This window comes from Microcoleus sp. w2-18bC1 (assembly GCF_036700365.1).
GTDB lineage: Bacteria > Cyanobacteriota > Cyanobacteriia > Cyanobacteriales > Microcoleaceae > Microcoleus.
In genome coordinates, this window is the sequence record NZ_JAUBOS010000019.1 from 59,616 (window position 1) to 84,185 (window position 24,570).

Here is a 24,570-nt window from a genome sequence, read left to right on the forward strand (position 1 = left end):
AACACGAGTTTCAGCAACAGCTAGCCGAAAAATCCAGTGCTTTGGAATCTTTGCAGCAACAGCTAGGCGAAAAATCCAGCGCTCTGGAATCTTTGCAGCAGCAATTGGCCCAAAGAGAACACCGGGAACACGAGTTTCAGCAACAGCTAGCCGAAAAATCCAGTGCTTTGGAATCTTTGCAGCAACAGCTAGGCGAAAAATCCGGTGCTCTGGAATCTTTGCAGCAGCAATTCGCCACCGAAAAGCAAAATCTCGAAAGCCAATTCCAGGAAACCGTGTCAAAGTCGAGTTACGAATCTTTACAGCACGAGTTAGCAGAAAAGTCAAGTGCGATCGGCGACTTCCAAGTTCAACGAAGCAAGTTGCAATCTCTAGAAAATCAATTGAGCCAGAGTGCGGCGATACAGCGAAATTACGACGCTTTGCAACAACAGTCTCAAGAACAGCTAAGAACCATCAAAGCTTTACGGGAACAGTTAGCTCAAATGCAGGCTGTGGCTGGGATTGGCGAAGCTTATCTCAACAAGTGGCGCCGTCCCTGATTTTCTCATCAGCACGGCACAGTCTAACGCTCCGGGTGCGCCCGGATCACTTTATCCCTAAAAAGTCCTCTAAACTCGGTCTCCTTCCTCTTGTAGCGATAGATTTCAACCTGTCGCTACAAGAGCTTTTTATTGCAAAATATGAGCATACTATTAAGAAATATTACAATAAATAAATTTATGACAGGCGATCGCACCCCTGAGAGCAAATCCAATCCAGCAGACACTAAGGGCCGCGTCACGGTAATTGGAGGCGGAATCGGCGGGCTAACAGCAGCAGCCCTGCTAGCCCGCAGAGGATACAAAGTGCTAGTCTTAGACCAGGCGATCGTCCCCGGAGGATGCGCTTCCACCTTCAAACGCAAAGGCTTTACCTTCGATGTCGGCGCCACGCAGGTTGCAGGATTGGAACCCGGAGGCATTCATCACCGAATTTTTTCAGAATTAGACATAGAACTTCCGGCCGCGACACCCTGCGATCCCGCCTGTGCGGTGTTTTTGCCGGGAGAAACCGCACCGATTAGCGTGTGGCGAGATCCGCAAAAGTGGCAGGAAGAAAGGCAGCGGCAGTTTCCCGGAAGTGAACCTTTTTGGCAATTATTGTCTGCATTGTTCAAAGCTAGCTGGAACTTTCAAGGGCGCGATCCAGTTTTACCGCCCAGAAACTTCTGGGATTTCTGGCAATTAATTCAAGCAGTTCGCCCCGATACTCTAATTACTTTGCCTTTCACTTTTATGACAGTGGGAGATGCTTTGCGGCTTTGTGGGTTGGGCGACAATTTGCGCTTGAAAACTTTTCTGGATTTGCAGTTAAAATTGTATTCTCAAGTTGATACCGAAGAAACGGCGCTACTTTACGCGGCGACGGCTTTAGGAGTTTCGCAAGAGCCGCAGGGATTGTATCATCTACAAGGAAGTATGCAGGTATTGAGCGATCGACTGGTAGAGGCGATCGAACGAGACGGCGGCCAAGTCTTATTGCGGCATACAGTTGAAAGTATTGTCACTGCCAACGGCAAAGCCACCGGTACAGTGATTCGCAATCAAAAAACAGGCGAAGTTTGGACAGAAACAGCCGATCGCATTGTTGCCAACGTGACAGCGCAAAATTTAGTAAAATTGTTGTCAAGCGAGCCGATGGTCGGAAATTTAACAGATAATTTAACAGATAATTTAACAGATAATTTATCGGTTAAATCAGAGACTTCAGAGACAACAAACCAACTCCCAAATCAAATGGCAGGCTACAAATATAGAGTCGATAAACTGCCGCCTGCATCCGGTGCATTTGTCATATATTTGGGAGTCCATGAAAGCGCTATTCCAGAAAATTGTCCGCCCCACCTTCAGTTTCTCTACGATTACGAAGGCGAGATTGGTGAGAATAATTCATTATTTGTTTCTGTCAGCCATCCGGGTGATGGCCGAGCACCGAAGGGAATGGCGACAATTATCGCTTCCTCATTTACTGATACTCGAATGTGGTGGAATTCGGTTGATTATGAAGGATTAAAGCAAAAATATACCGCAGGGGCGATCGCCCGTTTGAGCGAATATTTCAATTTGACGCCAGAGTCGATCGTACACCAAGAAGCCGCCACACCCCGCACCTTTGCCCGCTACACAGCGAGAGATAGAGGCGTTGTGGGTGGCATCGGCCAGCGAATACCAACCTTCGGCCCCTTTGGATTTGCCAATCGCACACCAATTAAAAACTTGTGGTTAGTAGGTGACTCCACCCATCCCGGAGAAGGAACTGCCGGCGTTTCGTATTCAGCTTTAACAGTAGTGCGGCAAATGGAAGCCGCCTCTAAAATCTAAGAGGACACGGCAATGCCGCTTCCCTACACCAAAAACAATTAATCGCGCGAGAGATGTAACTATCGCGCGATTAATTTTAGGGAACAGTCAACCGTCAACAGTCAACCGTCAACCATCATTCCGGTGTCACCGGAATAGACACCAACTACATTCTCTGACTACTTGATAGAAATCTTTGCGCCCACAGCTTCAAGCTGTTTCTTCATTTCTTCAGCAGCTTCCTTAGCAATAGCTTCCTTAACTGCTTTCGGTGCGGCTTCTACCAAATCTTTTGCTTCCTTCAGGCCCAGACCGGTAATTGCGCGGACTTCCTTCAGAATTGCGATTTTCTTGTCAGCAGGAACTTCTTCGAGCATGACAGTAAACTCGGTTTGCTCTTCTACGGGTTCAGCAGCGGCTCCACCACCTGTACCGGGCATCATCATCATGCCGCCGACAGGAGCAGCAGCGCTGACGCCGAAAGCTTCTTCAATTTGCTTGACCAATTCAGAAGCTTCGAGCAAAGTCAGAGACTTAAGTTTTTCCAAGATTTCGTCAGTTGCAGTAGACATTCGTTAAACTCCTAGTTCGATTGTAGATTGGGGATTTGGAATTTGGGATTGCTCCTCCATCATTAGTTTGTCGTCTCCAGCCTTCAGCCTGTGGATTAACACTAATGACTGATGACTAATGACTAATGACTAATGACTAAGCAGATACGCTTTCTGCTTCAGGTTGTGCTTCTGCTTCTGCTGCTACTTCTGCTGAATCGCCGTCTTTTTCAGCATAAGCTTTAAGACCGCGAGCGATCGAAGTAGGAACTTGATTGATACCCACAGCCAACTTGGTTGCGACACCGTTGATAGCGCCAGCAATTTGAGCCATGAGTTGTTCTTTCGACGGCAGATCGGCTAATGCTTTAACATCAGCTTCTTTCAGTACCCGTCCTTCCATCACGCCGCCGCGAAGTTCAGTCTTCTTAGAGACTTTTTGGAATTCTTGGTAAGCTTTAATCGCGCCGCCAATATCTTCTTGCACGAACAGAAACGCCGACGTACCAGTCAGCAATTCCTGTAGCGGCTGCCAGGTTTCGTTGCCTTCAACAGCAATTCGCATCAGCGTGTTTTTTGCCACTTGGCAACTGCTGCCTTTCGGACGCAAACGCCGACGCAAATCTGTGATTTCAGCAACAGTTAAGCCCGTGTAGTCAATCACGATCGCCAGTTGAGATTCGCTCAAGGTTTGCTTGAGGTCTGCAATAATCTCATTTTTTACTGCTAAACTTTTGCCCATACTTATTTCACCTCCTTTTAGGATCGAAAACTGCCCACCAAAAACCCCGACCTTAGAGCCGGGGCAGAGAATTAAAAATTAACAAGTCAGAATTAAAAATAGAAAATTTCTAATCTTTGAGTCTTGAGTTTTTATTTCTTCAGCCTCGGCAGGAAATTAAGCGATCGGCACCTGCGGTCTTCAGCTTATTGATTTTTGATTAGGCTATCACTAGAAGGCAGACATAGCAAGGCCATGACGCAAATCTTGTGAGAGATTTACACAGACAGCCGAAGCTGTCTTTTACCTTCTGCCTTCTGCTTAATTCTTTCTACGCGGCATCAAGTTTGGTATCGCGCAGAGCACTGATATCGATTTCGATAGACGGGCCCATTGTTGCGGATACGTACAAACTGCGCCAGTAGCGGCCTTTAGCACCAGAAGGACGGTTGCGATCAACAGTTTCTTGCAAAGCATGAAGGTTAACCAGCAAATCTTCCGCTGAGAAAGCTGCCTTGCCAAACATAACATGAACGATGCCAGTTCGATCGGCACGGAATTCTAGTTTACCACCTTTAAACTCGTTGATCGCCTGAGCTATGTCAGTCGTCACCGTGCCACCTTTCGGAGAAGGCATCAAACCGCGCGGGCCCAACAACCGACCCAATTTTGCCACCAACGGCATCACGTCTGGGGTAGCAATCAGGCAGTCGAAGTCCATCATGCCCTTCTGAATTTCATCGATCAACTCTTCAGAACCAGCAATATCTGCGCCGGCATTTAGAGCTTCTTTAACTTTTTCGCCCTTAGCAATCACCGCAATTCTGACTACTTGACCAGTTCCTTTTGGTAGCGATACAGTTGTCCGCAACTGTTGGTCAGTATATTTCGGGTCAATTCCCAAACGGATGTGAGCTTCAGCAGCTTCGCCAAACTTAGCGGTTGCTGTTTCTTTCAAAAGTTGCAGAGCTTCCAGCGGTAAATAAGGTCTGTCTTCAACTTTCTTTTGAAGTTCTTGCAGTCTTCGCGATACTTTCTTTGCCATTGTTATCTCCTGGGGTCAGTCGATTTTAGATTTTAGATTTTAGATTTTAGATTGAACCTATCGGACAATCTTAAAATCTATCATTTTTCGATTCCTAGCGAAGCTTTGCTTCTCCCCCTGAACCGATCGATTTTGGATTTTGGATTTTGGATTGAAGATTTTACCTTCAAAATCCTGAATTACTAACAACTGCCAACTGTCAACTGACAACTGACAACTGGCATCAATCCGCGATCGCCACGCCCATATTTTTAGCCGTTCCTGCCACAATTTTCATAGCAGCCTCAACATCATTAGCATTGAGGTCAGGCATTTTGGTTTCAGCGATTTCTCGTAACTGAGCCTGTGTAATCGTCCCTACTTGCTTGCGGTTAGGTTCTCCCGAACCTTTAGCAATGCCAGCAGCTTTTTGAATCAAAACCGACGCCGGCGGGGTTTTGAGAATAAACGTAAAACTGCGGTCTTCAAAAACCGAAATTTCTACCGGAACCACCAGACCTGCTTGGTCTGCGGTTCTAGCATTGTACTCCTTGCAAAACATCATAATATTGACGCCGTGCTGACCCAAAGCTGGGCCGATCGGAGGAGCTGGGTTGGCTTTTCCCGCCGTAATCGCCAACTTAATTACTGCAACAACTTTCTTTGCCATTAGTTAGTTCTGTTTCTGAACCTGATTGAACTCCAATTCTACAGGCGTATCGCGCCCAAAAATCGAGAGTAAAACTTTGAGCTTGTTTCGTTCCGGGCTAACTTCAATCACATCACCTTCAAAATCTTTAAATGGCCCGGAAAGTACCACAACGTGGTCTCCAGTAGACATCGATACTTTGACAACTGGTTCTGATTCCTGAGCGTTTCTGAAGATCCGTTCTACTTCCGAATGACTCAGAGGTAGCGGTTTGACGTGACCCCTGCCGCGCCCGTAGCGGCGTTTCTGCTCTGCCCCGACAAAATTAATTACATTCGGGGTATTCTTGATCACCTGCCACGTATCCTCGTCCATAAACATACGGATGAGTACGTAGCCGGGAAAGATTTTTTCATCTGACTGCCGCCTGGAACCGTCTTTGCCGACTTTGATTGCCGGAGTTTGCGGAATTTCTACTTGAACGATGCGATCGGCAACATCCAAAGTTTGAATCCGCTGCTGCAAGTTTGCCTTCACGCGCTTTTCGCAGCCAGAGGCAACTTGAACAGCATACCAGCGAGCATCAATCTCCGGCACATCTGGCGATGCTGCCTGTCCCGTCGCTTCTGTGGAATACTCAGATTCTTCTGATGCAAAAGTCATGGCCCAAACACCTTTCCCGCGCCCCAGTTAAAGAAATTATCCACCAAATAAATCAGGCTTGCTGAGAGGATTACCATCAAAAGCACGGCCAAAGACTCGCTGATTAGCTGCTGCCTGCTGGGCCAAACCACTTTGTCGAGTTCTTCTCTAGTTTCCTTAAAAAAACCCGCAGGGTTAAACCCAGGCGCCGTTATTTCTTGAGTTTCTTGAGCTTCGTCTTTTTTCGCCACGATTCAATCCCCCTTGCGATTTTAGATTTTAGATTTTAGCTGGTGTGAGTGGCTCGCGGCTCTCAGATTTTGTGACACTAACCACTTACGCCCAAGTCCCAAATCTCAAATCTAAAGCCACGACTTTTTTACAAGCCCAACCAATCAACGGCGTAAATGCCGATCGCCTAAACCGACGATCGAGAAGCCACACCGAGCATTTGTTGATGGCATTTTTTGCGAACCGCCCACAAAAATTAATTCTACCCGAAAGTTTGCGGTTTTGACTGTTGCCAGCCAATAATCCGGGCGCTTTCGGGCAGAATTTAAAGTTTGGTGATTCAGCGCGCCCTGGAGGACTTGAACCCCCGACATCAGGTTTTGGAGACCTGCGTTCTACCAACTGAACTAAGAGCGCACAGGTGAGGTTGCTGAAATTCGCTTAACCTCTAGATTTCTATTTTAACACAGTGCGCTCCTAAATGGGAAACTTTTTTTTTAAATTTCTCAATTTCCCATGAACCATGAACCAAAGGGAAGCTGGGTGCATTCCTACAGGGAGCGATCGAACCGCTGTTTGACACGAGTAGCTTTGCCCACCCGATCGCGCAGGTAGTAAAGTTTTGCTCTGCGGACTTTCCCGCGGCGCATCACTTGGATCGTAGCGATGCGGGGCGAGTGAATCAAAAACACCCGTTCCACGCCGACGCCCTGAAACACGCGGCGGACGGTGATTGTTTCATTAATCCCGCCGTTACGCATGGCAATCACAGTCCCTTCGTAGGGCTGAACCCGTTCTTTGTTACCCTCTTTAATTCTTACGCCGACTCGCACTGTGTCGCCGACGTAAATTTCGGGAACTTGTTTATTGAGTTCTTGCTTGACTCTATTTATTTCTTCCGTTTCGATAGAACGGATTATTTCTGCGCCTTTCATCGGATTTACCAAAACTCACAATCCCTTATCATATATCGAAATGCCCGTTTTCTGTCAAAAAAATTCTATGTTAGATACCTCCGGGGTCGTATTTCTGCAACTAGGGGCAATGGCCGCACTGGCCTTGTACGTCGCCGCCAACTTGGGGGCCAACGATGTCGCTAACTCGATGGGGACATCCGTAGGCTCTAAGGCTCTAACGCTGCGGCAGGCAATAATCGTTGCAGGCATACTGGAGTTTTCCGGCGCAGTGCTGTTCGGCCAAGGAGTTTCCGAAACTCTGGCAACAGGAGTTGTGAATGCACAAGTATTCGCGGCTCAACCACAAGTATTTTTAATCGGGATGGTGTCAGTGCTGATTGCTTGCGGGATATGGCTGCAAATCGCTACCAGTCGAGGTTTGCCGGTTTCTTCATCCCATGCAGTGGTAGGCGCGATCGCGGGTTTTAGCTGTGTTGCAGCCGGAATTAATGCAGTTGATTGGCGCACCATCGGCACCATCTCCCTAACTTGGGTGGCGACACCTGTTGCCAGCGGTGCTTTAGCCGCACTATTTTACAGTGTGGTGAAGTATTCGATTCTCGATCGGCCAGATCCTCTATCTCAAATGCGCGAGTGGATACCTTGGCTGAGTGCAGCAATGCTGAGCGTATTTGGGATAATTGTACTGCCGTCTGTTGTGAATGTCGCTTTGGTGCAGACAGGGGCGATCGCCGCCGCGCACGATCGATTTGGCTGGAATCTTCCAACTCACGATATTGTCATTGGCATCGCGGCAATAGCTGCGATCGCCTTGACACTCAATAGCTGGAAAAAATTAGAATCAGTTGAGAAGGAAGAAGGTTCGGCAGCGGATTTTGTAACGGATGTAACGGATGCAAGGAATAAGAAAGAGGGAATATTTTCCCACTCTCCCACTCTCCCCCTCTCCCCCTCTCCCCCTCCCCGCCACTCTCCCATCGAGCAACAAATGGCGAGATTTCAAGTCTTAAGCGCCTGTTTTGTAGCATTTTCCCACGGTTCCAACGACGTAGGAAATGCAGTTGCTCCCCTAGCTGCGATCGCCTACATCCGGCGCACAGGTTCCTTTCCTTCAGGGGATTTCAGCGTTCCCCTGTGGATTTTAGTCCTCGGAGGCGCAGGAATAGTCATCGGTTTAACCATCTGGGGCAAAAATGTAATAGCCACAGTCGGCGAAAAAATCATCGAACTCCAACCAAGCGGCGGATTTTGCGCGGAATTAGCCACAGCCACCACAGTCTTGCTAGCATCCCGCTTCGGTTTGCCAGTTTCCACATCCCACGCTTTAGTGGGTGCAGTTGTCGGAGTCGGGCTGATCAAAGCTTGGAAAACAGTACGCTTGGAAACTTTGCTGTCAATTGGTTCGGCTTGGCTGGTGACAATTCCGATCGCAGCAGGTTTGGGTGCTATCATCTTCAGCATCGCGCAATCCATTGGGCAGTTTTAGATTTTAGATTTTAGATGGATGGTGCAACCGGAATTGATAGAATTCATCTGCGTTAATCTGTGTTTATCTGCCCTCATCTGCGGTTTTAAAAAGAGAATGTAAACCGCAGATGACAATGGATGGACGCTGATTCACGCAGATAAAGATCAGATTCAGGACGAATAGCGCTTTCGCACATCAATCCCGGTTGCAGCGCACAAGTAAGCCAAACGGCCACTCAATCACTTAATTCCTTCTCCAAGCAATGCTTTAGCTTTTGAGCCAGCACCTCAACGTTGGGCTTTCTCAGCATAGTCAGGTGATTCCCAGGAATTCTAATCACCTCTACTTTTTGGGCCGTTAATTCGCTCCAGCCAAGAGTCGGATCTTGATGACTCATGCTTAGCTGTTCCCTCGATCTAAACAGAGTAATCCGCTGCGGATAAATTTTCGGTACATAGTTGAGAGTTGCTTGACTATTAGCCTGAAATACAGTAAACATCGAGGGAATTGCCAGCTCGCGCCAGCTTCTTTCTTTTGACTCCTGAGATAGGATGCTAACCATAACGGTCTGTTTCCAATTCCAGCGATGCAAAAAATTAGCTGCCAAATTAAGCATCTTATTTAATTTCGGAAATTTGGCAGCAATACCGCCACTTTGAACATTTTCTGCACCAGCCACCAAGCGAAAATAATCTACTACAAAAGGCCAGATAGAGCGCGAAACAGTAGTCAGAATAAACTTGCAACCGTCCCAAAAAGAAGGTTTGTTAGCAGAAACGGGCGCTAAAGTATCCAGCACAGCAAGTAAAGCCACTTCATCCCCCGCTGCGAGCAACTGTTGAGCCATCTCAAAAGCAACCAAACCTCCAAAAGACCAGCCTCCTAAAAAATAAGGCCCTTTTGGTTGAACGGTACGCAAGGCTGCGATGTAGTCAGCCGCCATGTCTTCAATGCTAGTTAACGGAGAACTTTCGCCGTCAATACCCTTTGGTTGCAGCCCGTAAAACGGTTGATTTTTTCCTAGCTGAAACGCTAACTCGACATAAGGAAATACGACGCCAAAGATGGGATGGACGCAGAAAAATGGGGGATTTTTACCGCGAGGCTTAATTGCAACTAAAGGCGACCATTCCAGAGAATTTGTTTCTGAAGATAGCCAATCTGCTAAACCTTCAATTGTCGGATTTAAAAAAAGAGCAGACAGCGGCAACTCGCGCTCAAATTGCTGATTAATCTCATTGATGAGGCGGATTGCCAGCAGGGAATCTCCACCCAAATCGAAGAAGTTATCGCGAATGCCAACGCACTCTGCGTTGAGGATTGTGGCCCAAATGTGGGCGAGGGTTGACTCGGTTGGTGTGCGAGGTGCAAGGCAGCTTTTATCTATTGAATTGCTAGTTATAGTTCCGGGTGCAGGTAGGCGCAGGCGGTCAATTTTGCCATTGGGAGTTAGGGGCAGAAAATCCATCGCCACAAAAGCACTGGGAATCATGTAATTGGGCAGTTGTTGTTTGAGGAAATTGCGTATTTCCACAGGATTAATTGTCTGATTGTGATTGGGGACGATATAAGCAACTAGGCGTTTGTTGCCAGACAAATCATCCACAGCAACCGCCGCTGTTTCTTTGACTGCTGGATGCTGAACCACCAGCGCTTCAATCTCTCCCAATTCTATTCGATAACCGCGAATTTTTACCTGTTCGTCAGTGCGGCCTAAAAACTCAATATTGCCGTCGGGAAAATAGCGAGCTAAGTCACCAGTTTTATAAATTCGTTCTCCTGCTTTCTGGCTAAACGGATTAGCAATAAATCTCTGGGCGGTTAATTCGGGGCGGTTCAGGTAGCCTCGCGCCAATCCGCTGCCCCCGATGTACAATTCACCGGGAATTCCAACGGGTACAGGCTGTAAATTTTTATCTAAAATATAGAGTTGAGTGTTAGCTATTGGGCGGCCGATGGGCGGTTTTTTGCGCTCGCCAATTTCGGCCAAACTTGACCAGACTGTCGCTTCTGTAGGGCCGTAAGCGTTAAAAAATCTGCGCCCAGAAGCCCAGCGTTTAACAACATCGGGGGAACAGGATTCGCCAGCACAGATGATTGTTTGCAGTGCGGAAAGTTTGGCGTTTGGAAGGACAGCTAGCAGCGAGGGCGGGAGGGTAGCGTGGGTAATAGCATTGTCCTGCAAAAATTGGATTAATGTTTGTCCTGGCAACAAAGATTCTTTCTTGGCACAGTAAAGTGTTGATCCGGTTCCCAATGCCATGACAATCTCAAAAATTGAGGCATCAAAACTCAGAGAGGCAAATTGCAAAATGCGGTGATTTGAGTTTAAGTTAAAAGCTTCTTTTTGAGCTAGTGCTAAGTTGTATAGTCCCCGATGTTCGATTAGAACGCCTTTGGGTTTTCCGGTTGAACCAGATGTGTAAATGACGTAGGCTAGGTTTTCTGGTAGGATATTTGTAGTTGGGTTTTCTGGGCTTTGTCGGGCGATAATTTCTCTGTCGGATTCCAAACACACTACTGAAAAAACTCCGTAATTTTCCGGCTGCGTCAAGTTTTTTACTAAGTGCTGCTGAGTTACCAAAATCGACACCTGAGCATCTTCTAACATGAAGTTAAGCCGCTCTTGAGGATAAGTTGGATCTAAAGGCAGGTAGACTGCGCCTGCTTTGATAATGCCTAGCAATCCGACGATCGCATCTAAGGAACGTTCTACACAAAGGCCCACTAAAATTTCTGGTGCTGCTCCCAATTGCTGCAAGTAACGTGCAAGTTGGTTGGCTTGGCTGTTGAGTTGGCGGTAGGTTAACTGCTGGTTTTCAAAGACGGCGCCTACAGCATCGGGCGCGAGCTCGACTCGCTCTTCAAATAGCTGATGGAAACACTGGTTTTGCGGATAATCTCTCTGAGTGTCATTCCAATCGATTAATAATTGCTGGTATTCTGGCGCTGTCAGCAAAGCCAAGTCGCTGAGGCGCTGTTTGGGATTGGCAACAATGGCTTCGAGCAGGGTTTGGAAATGTCCCGCCATGCGCGCAATTGTGCCGCTATCAAATAAATCTGTGCTGTAGACAAATTGCCCTTGAATACTTCCTGCATTTTCCCACAAGTGGCACTCTAAATCGAGCTTGGCGGTTCCCGCGTCAAAGTCGATCGCCTCTCCAACGATTCCCGGCAATTCTAGCGCTGCTACAGGAGTGTTTTGCAGGCTAAAACTAACTTGAAATAGGGGGTTGCGGCTCAACTCGCGATCGGGGTGCATTTCCTCAACCAACTTCTCGAAGGGCAAATCTTGGTGGGCGTAGGCTGCCATTGCGACGTTTTTTACCCGATGCAATAGTTCCCGAAAAGTGGGGTTTCCTGATAAATCTGCACGCACCACCAAACTGTTGACAAAAAAGCCGATTAATGCTTCTACTTCGCTCAGGTTGCGATTGGCGATCGGCGTTCCTACTGCAATATCTACTTGTCCTGTATAGCGGTACAGCAAAGTTTGAAAAGCGGCTAGTAGAGTGATAAATAAAGTCGCGCTTTCTTGCTGGCTCAATGACTTTAGCGCCTCGCTCAAAGCAGGTGATAGTGTTATAAATTGTTTAGCGCCGCGGTAGGATGGAACGGCTGGTCTTTGCCTGTCTGTTGGTAGATTGAGTGTGGTAATTCCGTTTAACTGCTGCCGCCAATAAGCTAACTGGGTTTCTAATACTTCGCCCTGCAACCATTGGTGCTGCCATTCTGCAAAGTCGGCGTACTGCACGGGCAATGCTGGTAAGTGCGAGATCCCATTTTTTACAAATGCTGTGTAGAGCGTTCCCAGCTCTCGAATTAGCACTCCAATCGACCAACCATCAGCCACAATATGATGTAAATTCAGCAACAATATATGTTCTGTTTCACTGAGTTGTAACAGCGTTACTTTGAATAACGGCCCAGCCCCTAAATCGAAAGGGCATTGCGCTGCATCGGTTGCGAGTTGCAGCGCTGCGGTTTCCTGCTGAGCTGGCGAAAGATTTTGTAAGTCGATTGTGGGGAGAGATACGGTTAAAAAGGGAGCAATAATTTGTACGAGTTCCCCTTCCAAAAGCGTAAAAGTAGTGCGTAAAGTTTCGTGCCGCTGCACAATTTCATTGAAGGTTTGCTCTAAAGATCTTAAGTTGAGCGAACCAGTTAAGCGGAGCGCTGTTGAAACATTATAGAAAGGATTATCCGGTGCTAATTGATTGAGGAACCAAAGCCGCTGCTGAGCAAACGATGCTGGAAATACAAAAACTTCTGTTTCTTGCTGCATATTTATCGAAATTGCATCCTGTTCAACAGCCATCCTTTTCATTTACTTTCTCGATTCAACATCTTGCCCAAGCCAAAAACCATCTTAAAATTATCTGCGTTTATCAGCCTTAATCTGCCCTTCATCTGCGGTTGCTCTATCAATCAAAAAATTATGCAATAGATCCATTAAAAGACGATAGCTTCCGCCGCCGACTATCGCGCGAAATCGGCACTAAAGCCGGAGCATCACTTTTAGCATTCTTATCTTTCAAACTCTCAACAATCTTAGATAATTCTGCAATTGTCGGCGCTTCAAAAACCCGGCGCAAAGGCAACTCTACCCCGAAAGCATCTCGCACTCTAGAAACAAGCTGAGTCGCCAGCAGCGAATGGCCTCCCAATTCAAAGAAATTGTCCCGGATACCCACTCGCTTTATCCCCAAAACCTCAGCCCAAATTTTCACTAAAACTTCCTCAATAGAAGTATGAGGCGCAACATAACCGCCAGCCCATTCTAACTTAATCGGCTGCGGTGCAGGCAAAGCGAGCCGATCGACCTTTCCGTTAGCCGTCACCCGTAGCGACTCCAGCACCACAAAAGCCGACGGAACCATATATTCCGGCAGTTTTTCTGCTAGAAAAGCCTGCAACTGCGGCACTAATTTACGCGCTGCTTTAGCTTGTAAGGGATTGTTAGCATAAGAGCGCCAAGGACGCAAGTTATCGCTTCGGGTTTCTCGCACAAAATCTCTAGTTTCGCCCCTTGCAAACACTACATCGTAGCGCCCTTGACTGTCGGAATTAGACCAACTAATATTAACATTATACGGAACTTCCAAAGCATACCACGCTTCGGGATCGACTCCTAAATCCTCGACTTTTTCCACCGCTTTCTGCAACTGACCTGCTGTTGGAAATTTATCGACAACAGACAGCAACTCTGCCGCCTTAACTGCTGCCGTTAGCCGCGCATTAGGCACATTAGCAATTCTTAAAAGATCGAGTTGATTTTGCAATAATATTTGTTGCACCTTAGTAACAGTCAGATTCTCATTTTCATCCAACCAATCCAGCCGTTTTTCTGCGCCCCACTCCCCTTTTGGCGATGATTTTGGGCGTGCTGTTTCAGACGCAATATGCAAAATAGCATTGTACCGAAAATCAGTTAACTCATTGCGATCGCTACCGCGAATTAATTGAATTTCTACGCCCCAAATCTGCGGAAAGCGCTGCTTTAATGCGCTAAAAAAATCTGGTTCAATAACTAACTCTGTTTCTTGAAAAATTTGCATTTGTACTCGCTGCTGCAACTGTTCGCCCGCGAGAGAAGGTTCGGCTTGATACAGTTGTACCGAAGCGTGAAAAGCTGCCAGCAAAGGCAAGCTGCGGACATCTCCGATGAATATAAAGCCGCCGGGAGCAGTTGCTTTCACCGCACCTTCTAGCACCTGCACGAGATAGTCGATAGTCGGGAAATATTGCACGACAGAATTGAGAATTACTGCGTCAAAAGCTGCTGTCTCTACTCCTTCAAAGTCTGTCGCCATTTTCTGAAGCAGCGTTACATTAGTTAACTCTTGATTTGCCAAGTGCTGCCGAATATAGTTGAGCGAAATAGGTGAAAAGTCTGTGCCGCAATATTGAGTGCAGCGAGAGGCAATTTGGAACAGCAACAAACCTGTGCCGCAGCCAATTTCTAACACTCGGCTAGGCTGCAAAGCTAAAATTTGGGCGGCTTGATTGTTCGCCCAGTCGCGCATCTGTTCTGCTGGGATTGGTTGATTAGTATAGCTGCTATTCCAGCCGACAATATTAAAGGTTGGATCTGAGTCAACAGCAGGTTGATTGTATGTTTCATTGTAGAGCATTTGCCACTGCAAAACCTGTTCGTCCTGCAATTGCATTATTTGGCTTTTTTCGCGGGCAACGCTATATTCTGGATTCAGGGCAATATAAGCTACTAAACGTTTATCTCCCTGTCCATCTTCCGCAGCTATTGCTACAGTTTGCTGCACGGCGGGATGTTGAGTTAATACTGTCTCGATTTCTCCTAATTCGATGCGGAAACCGCGAATTTTTACTTGTTCGTCAATGCGTCCTAAAAATTCAAGGTTGCGATCGCCTCTGTAGCGCACTAAGTCGCCGGTTTTGTAAATTCGCTCTCCTGAATTTGGTTTAAACTCAGATGTTGCACTATTATCGAGAACAGGCAAGATGCCTGTTCCACAAAGAGTGGGGTGGGCATCATTATCCAGAACAGGCAAGATGCCTGTTCCACAAAGAGTGGGGTGGGCATTATTATCGAGAACAGGCAAGATGCCTGTTCCACAGGAAAATTCATCTCTTGTGGAACAGGCAAGATGCCTGTTCCTAAACAAGTCATTGAGAATGGTGTCTGAATTGGGTTTAAAAGGATTGACAATAAAGCTTTGTGTGGTTAAATCTGGGCGGTTGAGGTAGCCGCGAGCGAGTCCGTTTCCGCCGATGTACAATTCGCCAACAACCCCCATTGGTACGGGCTGCAAATATTTGTCTAATATGTAGATTTGAGTGTTAGCAATGGGGCGACCAATTGTCGGGGCGATGTCTGTTTGCTCTGTTACAGGAATATAACCGGAAGTTGTGACGACGGTGTTTTCGGTTGGGCCGTAATTATTTACTAGCTTAAATGGATGGGATTTTAAAGGATGTTGTTGCAGCTTTTCGCCGCCTGCGAGCAAGATTCGCAACGCTGTTGTTTGAGGCCAATCTAATAGCAAAACTTTCTCGGCTAAAGGTGTTGGCAAAAAGCTAATTGCGATCGCGTTTGATACTAACCAGTTTTGCAGTTTTTCAGGATCTCGCCTGATGTCATCTTCTGGAAAGTAGATGCTAGCTCCCGCGGCGAGATAAGGCCAAATTTCCCACCCGCAAGCATCAAAGCCGATCGCAGCAATTTGCGTTGCTCGATCGCCCGCTGACACCCCAAACTCTCTTTGATGCCAAAAAACCAGATTTAACAAGCTCCCATGCTCAATTTCCACTCCTTTCGGTTTTCCCGTGGAACCGGAGGTGTAAATCGCGTAAACCAGATTTTCGGCTGTGGCTGCGCTGGTGGGATTGTCGGCGATTTCTTGGGAAATCATCTCCCAGTCTGTGTCTAGAAAAACAACCCTTGGATGGTGAATTTTATCATCTGACTGTGTTTCTAAATTTTGCACTTCGCCATCATCCACCAGGGAATAAATTCCCTGGCTCATAGCTGAAGTCGGCTGAAGCCGACTGGAAACTTGTCCTCCTTCAGTCGTCTTTAGACGACTTTCGCTATTAGACAGGGAATTTATTCCCTGGCGGGTAAGCAATACTGACTGTGTTTCTAAATTTTGCACTTCGCCATCATCCACCAGGGAATAAATTCCCTGGCTCATAGCTGAAGTCGGCTGAAGCCGACTGGAAACTTGTCCTCCTTCAGTCGTCTTTAGACGACTTTCGCTATTAGAGAGGAAATTTATTCCCTGGCGAGTAAGCAATACTGACACTTGAGCATCTTCTACCATAAAGCTCGATCGCTCAGCAGGATAGCTCGGATCTAAAATTAAGTAAGCTCCTCCCGCTTTCAGGATACCCAACATCCCCACGATCAGATCGAGCGATCGCCCGCAGCAAAGCCCGACTAAAACTTCCGCCCCAACCCCCATTTTTTGCAGATAACGTGCTAGTTGGTTGCTGCGGAGATTTAGATCTCGATAGGTGACTCGCTCATCTCCAAATACCAGCGCCACCGCATCCGGTGTCCGATCGGCCTGCATTTCAAATAGCTGATGGATGCACAAATCTTGCGGATAATCCGCCTGAGTATTGTTGCATTCAACTAACAAATGATAGCGCTCTTGGGCGCTCAAATATTGCAAGTTTGCTATGCGCTGTTCCGGATTTGCCACAATGCTTTCTAACAAGGTTTGAAAATGCCCGATCAGGCTGGTAATCGTAGCTTCATCAAATAAATCGGCGCTGTAAATAACCATGCCGCTGATGCCCTCTGAGCTATCAACCCACAGCTTATTGCTGGGCGATTGGTTGCTTCCCGAACTGTTGGGCGATCGCTCCCACAAATGAAACTCCAAATCAAACCGCGCTGTACCCACATCTAACGGCTGCGGGCTGAGTGTTAATTCTGGCAATTCTAACTGATTCCCCGGCGCGTTTTGCAGCGCAAACGCCACCTGAAATAAGGGATTTTGGTTCAACGCGCGATCGGGGTGCAGTTCTTCTACTAACTTCTCAAACGGCAAATCTTGGTGAGCGTAAGCTCCTAATGCTACCTCTTTGACTCGGTTTAAAACTTCCCGAAAAGTTGGATTTCCCGACAAATCTGTACGCAACACCAAACTGTTGACAAAAAAACCGATTAATGCTTCTATTTCACTGCGGTTGCGATTGGCGATCGGCGAACCTACAACAATATCTTCTTGCTGCGCGTAATGGTAAAGCAACGTTTTAAAAGCTGCCAGCATTGTCATAAACAGCGTCACTCCTTCGCGCTGGCTCAACATTTCTAAAGCCTCGCTCAGTTGTTTTGGCAGTTGCAAAAATTGCCTTTTGCCTCGGTAACTTTGAATTGCTGGTCTGGGTCGATCCGCAGGCAAATTTAGCATAGAAATGCCGTTTAACTGCTGTCGCCAGTAAGCAAGCTGCCTTTCTAAAACTTCCCCTTGCAGCCATTCGCGCTGCCATTTTGCAAAATCAGCATACTGGATCGACAAATCCGGTAAAGGCGAAGGTTTTTCGCTAGCAAATGCCGTGTAAAGTGCGCCTAATTCCTGAATTAGCACTCCGATAGACCAACCATCGGAGACAATGTGGTGCATATTCAGCATTAGTAAATATTCGGCATCATCTAACTGCAATAATGATACTCGCAGCAACAAGTCATTGGACAAATTGAAAGAGCGTTGAGCTTCCTGGGCGGTGAGTCGGTTTGCTTCAGTTTGTCGAGATTCCTTTGGCAAGTTTCGCAAGTCCACTACATTAATCGGGAGGTGGAAAGCAGCAGCTATTCTCTGAACAGGTTGCCCCGAAACTACTGCTAAAGTCGTGCGTAAAGCTTCGTGGCGGCGCACAATTTCATTGAAGGTTTGTTGCAGCGCCGAAAAATTGAGCGAACCTGTCAAACGCAAAGCTGCGGGAACATTATAGAAGGGATTGTTCGGTACTAATTGGTCGAGAAACCACAAGCGCTGCTGTGCAAAGGAAAGCGGTAGATTTCCGTCCCGCCCCCTAGGAACAATCGGTGTAGGTGTGAAACTAGAAGTCCGATTAGCTGCTTTTAAAAATGAAACTATTTCGGCTTTTTTATGAGAAATTTCGGCGCGCAGTTCGGGTGTAATAATTCCTTCGGGAGCGTTGCAGCGCAGGCGAGACCCCTCAACAAAAATATTAATATCTAGACTGCGAAGGTAAGATAAAAACTCAACTAACTCCACCGTGACAGAATCTCTGGCATTTGGCGATGAACTCGATATTTTTGGATCGGGCATTTTGAGTCATCCTGTCATTAGTTGGGCAAATCAATAAAATAAATTCTACCAGCGCACAAATTAAGAGCTTAACTTACCGCTTGCCGACTGTGGCCTAACCTGAGTATGATTCTGTTTGAATCCGCAACCAAAATCCTACCCAAGGTTTCAGCTTATGCCGTTCATGCCCTTCAATTTCGTGTTCCTCTGGCTGGTGGGACTGCTGTCCATCGGCGTACTTGGCGGAGGTATATACATTCTCTATGAATGGTACATAGGCGAACTTATAGGGACTTCTTACTTAGTTAGCGGAGTGTTGATGCTTCTTTGGTCTGTTGGCGGCCGCTTTATCAGTTTGCCGCTGTTCCGCCGCCCCGGTGCTGACGAACCGAAGGCGACGCGGACGGGTACGGTGCAGCGGGTAGAGAGGCCTGATGGCACTATTTTACAAGTAGAATTCTACGGCCCAGAGGACGGACAGCCGATTATTCTCTCCCACGGTTGGGGGCCCAACAGTATGGTTTGGTATTACGCGAAACGACAACTAAGCGATCGCTTCCGAGTGATTGTTTGGGATCTTCCAGGTTTGGGAAAATCAACTCGACCAAAAAACAGCGACTACTCCCTAGAAAAATTTGCCCGCGATCTCGAAGCCGTCATTGCCATAGCAGGAAATAAACCTGTTATCCTACTCGGACACAGCATGGGCGGCATGATTTCTCTAACATTCAGTCGGCTTTTTCCAGAACTTCTCGGTAGTCGAGTAGCTGGTTTAATTCTGGTAGATACGACTTATACTAATCCCGTCAAAACCGCTATTTTTAGCGGTTTATTACGCGCTTTGCAGAAGCCGCTGCTTCAACCTCTGCTCTACCTCACCATAGCTCTTGAACCGATTATGTGGGGAATGACTTGGCTGAGCTATCTCAATGGTTCACTGTACATCAGTGTAGAAGTATCGGGATTTAAAGGCACTGAAACGCGCGGTCAATTAGATTTCTCAGCTTTCTTATCAGCCTTGGGTTCTCCCGGCGTTCTCGCTCGCGGCACTCTGGGAATGCTCAAATATGATGAAACAAAAACTTTGCCATCAATTGACATTCCTGTGTTGGTGATCTGCGGCGATTCAGATATTGCCACTACGCCCCCAGCTAGCCTGCGAATGAAAGCAGAATTACCTCAAGCAGAGCTAGTTACTATACAGAAAGGAGGACACATGGCATTAATGGAGCATAACCAGCAGTTTGCAGAAGCTGTCAGGGCATTCTGCACTGAAATTTCGTGACTAAAAATGTGAGTTAAAATCCTGTAGGTTCTGGCTGGGGATACCCTATTTTTCTTCTTAGTCTTAATGTTCCAAACTAAAGAAGAATCTTTGATAAAGTGATAATAAAGCTGGTCCCCTTGCCCTCTGCACTTTCAACCGCAAGTGTCCCTCTATGGGCTTCAATAATACTCTTTGATAAAAATAATCCTAATCCCCAGCCGGTTTGCTCCTCGGCACAGATGGTTCGACGAAATTGTTGAAATAGGATGGATTGAGCGTCTAGGGCGATCGGATCGCCTTCATTATGGATAGTAAGGCTGATCTGCGTTTCAGTTTGCTGGAGCGTGAGTGTAATTGGCGTAGTAGGCGCACCATATTTCACAGCGTTAATTGCTAAATTTTCAATCACCCGCCGTATTTCTTTACGGCTGCAAAAAGTCCTCATATCAGAATCAGAGACTACAACAAACCGCTCTCCATACGCGAAGCTCAAATCTTCTACCACCTCTTGGACTAGCATCACAAAATCGCATTCATCAAATTCTATCTTTAAGCTCTGCCCTGACCGCAGCCGACTCGCATCAAGCAGATTTTGAATCATCGAATCCAGCCGATTGATCGCACTGAGCATCCTCGCGGCCACATCCGTGTGGCTATCTCCTCGTTCCAGCCGTCGCAGAGTCAGTTGAGTTCCCATTTTTACGACATTCAGAGGCCCTCTGAGGTCGTGAGTTAGCGTCACCATAAATAGTTCTTGAATATCTCGCAGCGTTTCGGAGAATTGAGTAGCCGCGTCATTAACGGCTTGCTCAATGGAGCCGATAATAATGTCTCGATCCTGCACTCCTAAAGGTGCTTCTTCTTCTAAAACTTGAAATATGACTTGACGGAGGAGATGATACTCGAAAATGAGGTGAGTCATAGAGTAGTCAGCATACCCCGCCCGTTCATGCCCATGCAGCTTGCCAATCCGCGTACTTTCTACCTCATCGGCTGTGATTCGGGCAGATGTCCTGACAATTCGGTTTGAGAGTTCATCTACCAGTTGGTTTAAGTACAGAGGTAGGGAATCTTGCAAGACAAGAGAATTTTGATGCGTTGATGCACCGACTTCATCACGCGCCCGCTTCTCCCACATCCGCATAATTTTTTCAGAATTTTGTTTAAGACGGTCAGACGCTTGGTTGGACATCGTTTCGGAGTTTCTGGATGAGTGGCTGTTGAGAGAACCTTTTCTCCCTTATTTGTAATGCCCCGCAAGCAATCTTGCAAGTATATAGGCAGCCTCAGCCTTTAGCAGGTTAGCAAGTAACAGGTCTAAATCTCCTCGTGAAACAGGCTTGAATATCAGTTCCCATTGCGGTAATTTCTACCGACAGGGCAGATGCCAATTCCACAAAACAATCAAAATCCTCCCGCAATTATGTAAGGGCTTAGAATTCCACATTTTCTCGCTCATTTTCATCTGTTCTGCGAGTATCCAAACCAGTCGCAGCCCAGCGCATTGTCTCAATGTATTTTGCCAGACTCGCCACAGTCGGAGCCTCAAACAAACTGCTGACCGATAACTCGACTTGCAAAGCGTCTCGGATGCGAGAAATCAACTGAGTTGCTAGCAGGGAATGCCCGCCTAGTTCAAAGAAATTATCGTAGATACTAACCTGCTGTTTTCCCAAAACTTTAGCCCAAATTTTCCCCAGCATTTCTTCGAGTTCAGTCCGAGGCGCTACATAATTTTCTGTTATATCCTCGCTGTCTGTATCTATATCAGGCAAGGCGCGGCGGTCTACTTTGCCGTTGGGCGTCAGTGGCATATTCTCCAAAACTGCATAAGTTGCAGGAACCATATATCCTGGTAACTTTTCTTTCAAAAATTGGCGCAAGTCACTTGATTTGAGATTGGGAATTTCTAATTTTTCATTAATGCGGTCAGGAACAACATAAGCTACCAAATGTTTATCATCGGGGATGTCTTCCCTGACAATTACTACTGCTTCGCGTACTTGTGGATGCTGGTACAAAGCCGCTTCAATTTCTCCCAATTCGATGCGGTAGCCACGAATTTTTACTTGGTCGTCAATGCGACATAAAAACTCGATGTTACCGTCAGCTAAATAGCGGCCTAAATCACCTGTTTTATAAAGACTACAACCTGATTTATTGCTAAAAGGATTAGGAATGAATGCAGCAGCAGTTAAATCCGGCTGGTTGAGGTAGCCTTTCGCCAGTCCGTCACCGCCGACGTACAATTGACCCATAACACCGATCGCCACTGGCTGCAAATCCGCATCGAGGAGATAAATTTGCGTGTTGGCGATCGGGCGGCCGATGGGGATAGATGTTGCGGTTTCGGGTACGTCTTGCACGCAATAATAAGCCGAAAATGTGGTATTTTCTGTAGGCCCGTAAACGTGAATTAATTGAGTGGTTGTATTTTGTTGGAGAACTTTTTTAACCCATCTCAGATCGACCGCTTCTCCGCCAAACAGCAAGCAGCGCAGCGAATCAAAAGCTTGCGGTAAAACTCTAGCAATTTGTTGAAATAAGGCAGTTGTTAAAAACAAGACGGTGATGCCTTGTTGGCGCAGTTCTAAGGCCAAATCGTGAGGCGAAAGGGTAATATTTGTGCTAATCCCCACGAGTTGAGCGCCGTTAAGCAAGGCTCCCCAAATCTCGAATGTGGCTGCATCGAATGAAGCGTTTGATGCTTGGGCAATTTTATCGGTAGGTTCTATTTTTATATAGTTGGTGTTGAGTACCAGCCGATTTACTGCTTTGTGGGTGACAGCAACTCCCTTGGGTTTTCCTGTTGAGCCAGATGTGTAAATAACGTAAGCTAGGTTGTCTGCTGTTACGGTGTTGGCGGGATTTTCGGAGCTTTCTTTGGCTATGTGTTCCCAATCGCGATCGAAGTAAATCACCGAGTTTGAGAAGTCTCGGAAATTCTCAATCAATTTATCCTGAATTAGCAAGACTTTAACTTGAGCATCTTCCAGCATCAAGTTTAGCCGATCGCGCGGATAGCTCGGATCTAACGGTAGGTAAGCCCCTCCCGCTTTCAGTATAGCCAACATCCCGACAATTAGGTCGATCGCTCGCTCTGCACAAAGCCCTACTAAAACCTCCGCCCCCACGCCCAGTTTTTGTAGGTAGCGCGCCAGTTGGTTGCTGCGAATGTTGAGTTCTCTGTAAGTGAGGTGCTGGCTGCCGAAAGTTAGGGCGACATCCTCCAGATGCTGCCGGGCTCGCTCTTCAAATAACTGATGAATGCACTTATTTTGAGGATAATCTGTCCGAGTATCGTTCCATTCTCTGAATAATTGATTCACTTCATCCTCGCTCAATAAAGGTAAATTAGCGATTCTTTGTTCTGGATTAGCCACAAGGCTTTCCAGCAGCGTTTTAAAATGTCTCAGCATTCGGGCGATCGTAACTTCATCAAATAAATCTGTATTGTACACAGCTAAGCCTCTGAGCCCTTCCAAATCTTCCCAATGTTCGCCGTACCTGCTCCTAAAATTATCGGAAGCTTCCCACAAATACAGCTCTAAATCAAAGCGCGTTGTTTGAGTCTCCAAAGGGAAAGAACTCAACTTTAATTCTGGCAATTCTAGCTCGTCCAGCGGCGCATTTTGCAGACCAAATACAACCTGAAACAGCGGGTGACGATTCAACGATCGCTCTGGGTGCAATTCCTCGACGAGCTTCTCAAAAGGCAAATCTTGGTGAGCATAAGCTCCCAGGGTTACTTCCCGCACCCGGCCCAAAAAATCTCGAAATGTCGGGTTTCCCGAACAGTCTGTTCGCAGCACTAAAGTGTTGACAAAAAAACCGATTAATGATTCGATTTCGCTGCGGTTGCGATTGGCGATCGGCGAACCTACCACAATATCTTCTTGCTGCGAGTAACGGTAAAGCAATGTTTGAAATGCTGCGAGCAGTGTCATAAATAAAGTCGCTCCTTCTCGCTGCGAGAGTGCTACAAGTGCGTCCTTCAAGTTTTTTGACAGTTCTAAATATTGAGTTTTTCCGCGATAATTTTGCCTAGCTGGTGCAGGGCGATCGGTGGGCAAATTTAATGCCGAAATCCCGTGTAATTGCTGCCGCCAATAAGCTAGCTGGTTTTCTAATACTTCACCTTGCAGCCATTCGCGCTGCCACTCGGCAAAGTCGGCATATTGAAGTGATAATTCTGGGAGGGGAGATGGCTGTTGATTTATAAACGCTGTATAGATAGCCTCCAGTTCTCGAATTAGCACACCGATCGACCAATCATCGGAGGCTATGTGGTGCATATTTAGCAAGAGAATATGCTCGCTTTCTGTCAGCCGCAGGATGGTTACTCGCATCAGTGGCCCGGTGGATAAATTGAAAGGGCGAAGAGATTCTGCTGCGGAGAGTTTCTTTGCTTCTGTTTCCCGTTGTTCTGGCGGTAAATCTTGCAACTCTAATATTTTTAAATTAGTCTTGAAAGCGGCAGAGATGATCTGCACTGGTTGACCTGATACCGCTGCAAAAGTTGTTCGCAAAGTTTCGTGGCGCTGCACTATTTCGTTGAAGGTTTTCTCTAACGCTGTTAAGTTGAGGGAACCAGTTAAGCGCAGTGCGGTTACTACATTATAGAAAGGGTTTTCCGGTGCGAATTGGTCGAAAAACCACAAGCGCTGCTGGGCAAATGATGCCGGAAAGACAAACACTTCGGCTTCTGAGGAAATATTCAGTTTTTGTCGATCGCTTGTAAAGGAATTGTCATAAATTTCGGATGCCATATCTGTTGCTCTTGGGGGATGGGATATGTTAATTTTTTGATGGCGCGGGGTTGCTTTTTGACGTGCGATCGCCTCTTAAAACTTTCGCGAGCAAAAGATCGGAACCTTTAATATAATAAATCCGGGTGCAGGAGTGCGGGAGAGACGCGGGGAATAGAAACGGGGTTTCTGCCTGCAGGATCAAGTTATCCATTGAGGGGCTAGGAGTGCCACCCCCCAATCAAATTT

15 protein-coding genes, 1 tRNA gene, 1 pseudogene and 1 other annotated feature are annotated in these 24,570 nt (G+C 46.9%); of the genes and pseudogenes, 4 read left to right on the forward strand and 13 right to left on the reverse strand.

What is annotated here, in order from left to right:
• Window positions 1-542, forward strand: a pseudogene (locus QT979_RS13085) (CopG family transcriptional regulator); the annotation flags it as partial.
• 180 nt (window positions 543-722) lie between these two features.
• Window positions 723-2,363, forward strand: a complete 1,641-nt coding sequence (locus tag QT979_RS13090; protein ID WP_333310404.1) for an FAD-dependent oxidoreductase — start codon at window positions 723-725, stop codon at window positions 2,361-2,363.
• A 158-nt stretch (window positions 2,364-2,521) separates the two neighbouring features.
• Here the strand turns inward: QT979_RS13090 and rplL are convergent, their stop codons facing one another.
• The 9 genes from rplL to rplS all read right to left on the reverse strand — a co-directional run bounded on the left by rplL (window position 2,522) and on the right by rplS (window position 7,095).
• A complete protein-coding gene (rplL, locus tag QT979_RS13095) occupies window positions 2,522-2,914 on the reverse strand; it encodes a 50S ribosomal protein L7/L12 (RefSeq protein WP_333037133.1) in 393 nt (130 codons plus the stop codon).
• Window positions 2,915-3,050: 136 nt separating this feature from the next.
• Window positions 3,051-3,635, reverse strand: coding sequence for a 50S ribosomal protein L10 (rplJ, locus tag QT979_RS13100; RefSeq protein ID WP_333209415.1), 585 nt, complete (start codon window positions 3,633-3,635; stop codon window positions 3,051-3,053).
• Between the two features lie 29 nt (window positions 3,636-3,664).
• Window positions 3,665-3,837 (reverse strand) — a sequence feature (ribosomal protein L10 leader region).
• A 108-nt stretch (window positions 3,838-3,945) separates the two neighbouring features.
• Window positions 3,946-4,659, reverse strand: coding sequence for a 50S ribosomal protein L1 (gene rplA, locus QT979_RS13105; RefSeq protein ID WP_333310377.1), 714 nt, complete (start codon window positions 4,657-4,659; stop codon window positions 3,946-3,948).
• 223 nt (window positions 4,660-4,882) lie between these two features.
• Window positions 4,883-5,308, reverse strand: coding sequence for a 50S ribosomal protein L11 (gene rplK, locus QT979_RS13110; protein ID WP_006635588.1), 426 nt, complete (start codon window positions 5,306-5,308; stop codon window positions 4,883-4,885).
• Window positions 5,309-5,311: 3 nt separating this feature from the next.
• Window positions 5,312-5,950 (reverse strand): transcription termination/antitermination protein NusG, encoded by a 639-nt coding sequence (gene nusG, locus QT979_RS13115; protein ID WP_333054359.1) that lies wholly within the window; start codon window positions 5,948-5,950, stop codon window positions 5,312-5,314.
• Window positions 5,947-6,180, reverse strand: coding sequence for a preprotein translocase subunit SecE (gene secE, locus QT979_RS13120; RefSeq protein WP_172186534.1), 234 nt, complete (start codon window positions 6,178-6,180; stop codon window positions 5,947-5,949). Before secE ends, nusG begins: the two co-directional genes overlap by 4 nt.
• Window positions 6,181-6,324: 144 nt before the next feature.
• Window positions 6,325-6,534, reverse strand: coding sequence for a hypothetical protein (locus QT979_RS13125; RefSeq protein WP_333166852.1), 210 nt, complete (start codon window positions 6,532-6,534; stop codon window positions 6,325-6,327).
• Window positions 6,505-6,577 (reverse strand) — tRNA-Trp (locus QT979_RS13130). The genes QT979_RS13125 and QT979_RS13130 overlap by 30 nt, the downstream gene beginning before the upstream one ends.
• Window positions 6,578-6,711: 134 nt before the next feature.
• On the reverse strand, window positions 6,712-7,095 hold the full coding sequence (rplS, locus tag QT979_RS13135) for a 50S ribosomal protein L19 (RefSeq protein ID WP_242721249.1): 384 nt from the start codon (window positions 7,093-7,095) through the stop codon (window positions 6,712-6,714).
• A 40-nt stretch (window positions 7,096-7,135) separates the two neighbouring features.
• Between rplS and QT979_RS13140 the strand changes: the two genes are divergently transcribed.
• Window positions 7,136-8,563, forward strand: a complete 1,428-nt coding sequence (locus QT979_RS13140) for an inorganic phosphate transporter (protein WP_445304781.1) — start codon at window positions 7,136-7,138, stop codon at window positions 8,561-8,563.
• Between the two features lie 217 nt (window positions 8,564-8,780).
• Here the strand turns inward: QT979_RS13140 and QT979_RS13145 are convergent, their stop codons facing one another.
• Both QT979_RS13145 and QT979_RS13150 read right to left on the reverse strand, forming a co-directional pair.
• Window positions 8,781-12,863: an amino acid adenylation domain-containing protein gene (locus QT979_RS13145; protein ID WP_333310381.1), complete on the reverse strand. Its 4,083-nt coding sequence runs from the start codon at window positions 12,861-12,863 to the stop codon at window positions 8,781-8,783.
• Window positions 12,864-12,981: 118 nt separating this feature from the next.
• Window positions 12,982-18,327, reverse strand: a complete 5,346-nt coding sequence (locus tag QT979_RS13150) for a condensation domain-containing protein (protein ID WP_333310383.1) — start codon at window positions 18,325-18,327, stop codon at window positions 12,982-12,984.
• A 163-nt stretch (window positions 18,328-18,490) separates the two neighbouring features.
• Here QT979_RS13150 and QT979_RS13155 point away from each other — a divergent pair, with 163 nt between their 5' ends.
• Window positions 18,491-19,591 (forward strand): alpha/beta hydrolase, encoded by a 1,101-nt coding sequence (locus tag QT979_RS13155; protein ID WP_333310385.1) that lies wholly within the window; start codon window positions 18,491-18,493, stop codon window positions 19,589-19,591.
• Between the two features lie 76 nt (window positions 19,592-19,667).
• Here QT979_RS13155 and QT979_RS13160 read toward each other — a convergent pair whose 3' ends face one another.
• Both QT979_RS13160 and QT979_RS13165 read right to left on the reverse strand, forming a co-directional pair.
• Complete coding sequence (locus tag QT979_RS13160) at window positions 19,668-20,765, reverse strand: HAMP domain-containing sensor histidine kinase (protein WP_333310387.1); 1,098 nt, start codon at window positions 20,763-20,765, stop codon at window positions 19,668-19,670.
• Window positions 20,766-21,006: 241 nt separating this feature from the next.
• On the reverse strand, window positions 21,007-24,342 hold the full coding sequence (locus QT979_RS13165) for an amino acid adenylation domain-containing protein (RefSeq protein WP_333310389.1): 3,336 nt from the start codon (window positions 24,340-24,342) through the stop codon (window positions 21,007-21,009).
• Between the last annotated feature and the right edge of the window lie 228 nt (window positions 24,343-24,570).

What these genes read in the sequence shown, in the direction of transcription:
- rplL (WP_333037133.1), bottom strand. Translation starts at nt 2,914, where the DNA reads ATGTCTACTGCAACTGACGAAATCTTGGAAAAACTTAAGTCTCTGACT.
- QT979_RS13160 (WP_333310387.1), bottom strand. Translation starts at nt 20,765, where the DNA reads ATGTCCAACCAAGCGTCTGACCGTCTTAAACAAAATTCTGAAAAAATT.
- QT979_RS13150 (WP_333310383.1), bottom strand. Translation starts at nt 18,327, where the DNA reads ATGCCCGATCCAAAAATATCGAGTTCATCGCCAAATGCCAGAGATTCT.
- rplJ (WP_333209415.1), bottom strand. Translation starts at nt 3,635, where the DNA reads ATGGGCAAAAGTTTAGCAGTAAAAAATGAGATTATTGCAGACCTCAAG.
- QT979_RS13125 (WP_333166852.1), bottom strand. Translation starts at nt 6,534, where the DNA reads ATGTCGGGGGTTCAAGTCCTCCAGGGCGCGCTGAATCACCAAACTTTA.
- QT979_RS13145 (WP_333310381.1), bottom strand. Translation starts at nt 12,863, where the DNA reads ATGGCTGTTGAACAGGATGCAATTTCGATAAATATGCAGCAAGAAACA.
- rplA (WP_333310377.1), bottom strand. Translation starts at nt 4,659, where the DNA reads ATGGCAAAGAAAGTATCGCGAAGACTGCAAGAACTTCAAAAGAAAGTT.
- rplS (WP_242721249.1), bottom strand. Translation starts at nt 7,095, where the DNA reads ATGAAAGGCGCAGAAATAATCCGTTCTATCGAAACGGAAGAAATAAAT.
- QT979_RS13090 (WP_333310404.1), top strand. Translation starts at nt 723, where the DNA reads ATGACAGGCGATCGCACCCCTGAGAGCAAATCCAATCCAGCAGACACT.
- nusG (WP_333054359.1), bottom strand. Translation starts at nt 5,950, where the DNA reads ATGACTTTTGCATCAGAAGAATCTGAGTATTCCACAGAAGCGACGGGA.
- rplK (WP_006635588.1), bottom strand. Translation starts at nt 5,308, where the DNA reads ATGGCAAAGAAAGTTGTTGCAGTAATTAAGTTGGCGATTACGGCGGGA.
- QT979_RS13165 (WP_333310389.1), bottom strand. Translation starts at nt 24,342, where the DNA reads ATGGCATCCGAAATTTATGACAATTCCTTTACAAGCGATCGACAAAAA.
- QT979_RS13155 (WP_333310385.1), top strand. Translation starts at nt 18,491, where the DNA reads ATGCCCTTCAATTTCGTGTTCCTCTGGCTGGTGGGACTGCTGTCCATC.
- QT979_RS13140 (WP_445304781.1), top strand. Translation starts at nt 7,136, where the DNA reads ATGCCCGTTTTCTGTCAAAAAAATTCTATGTTAGATACCTCCGGGGTC.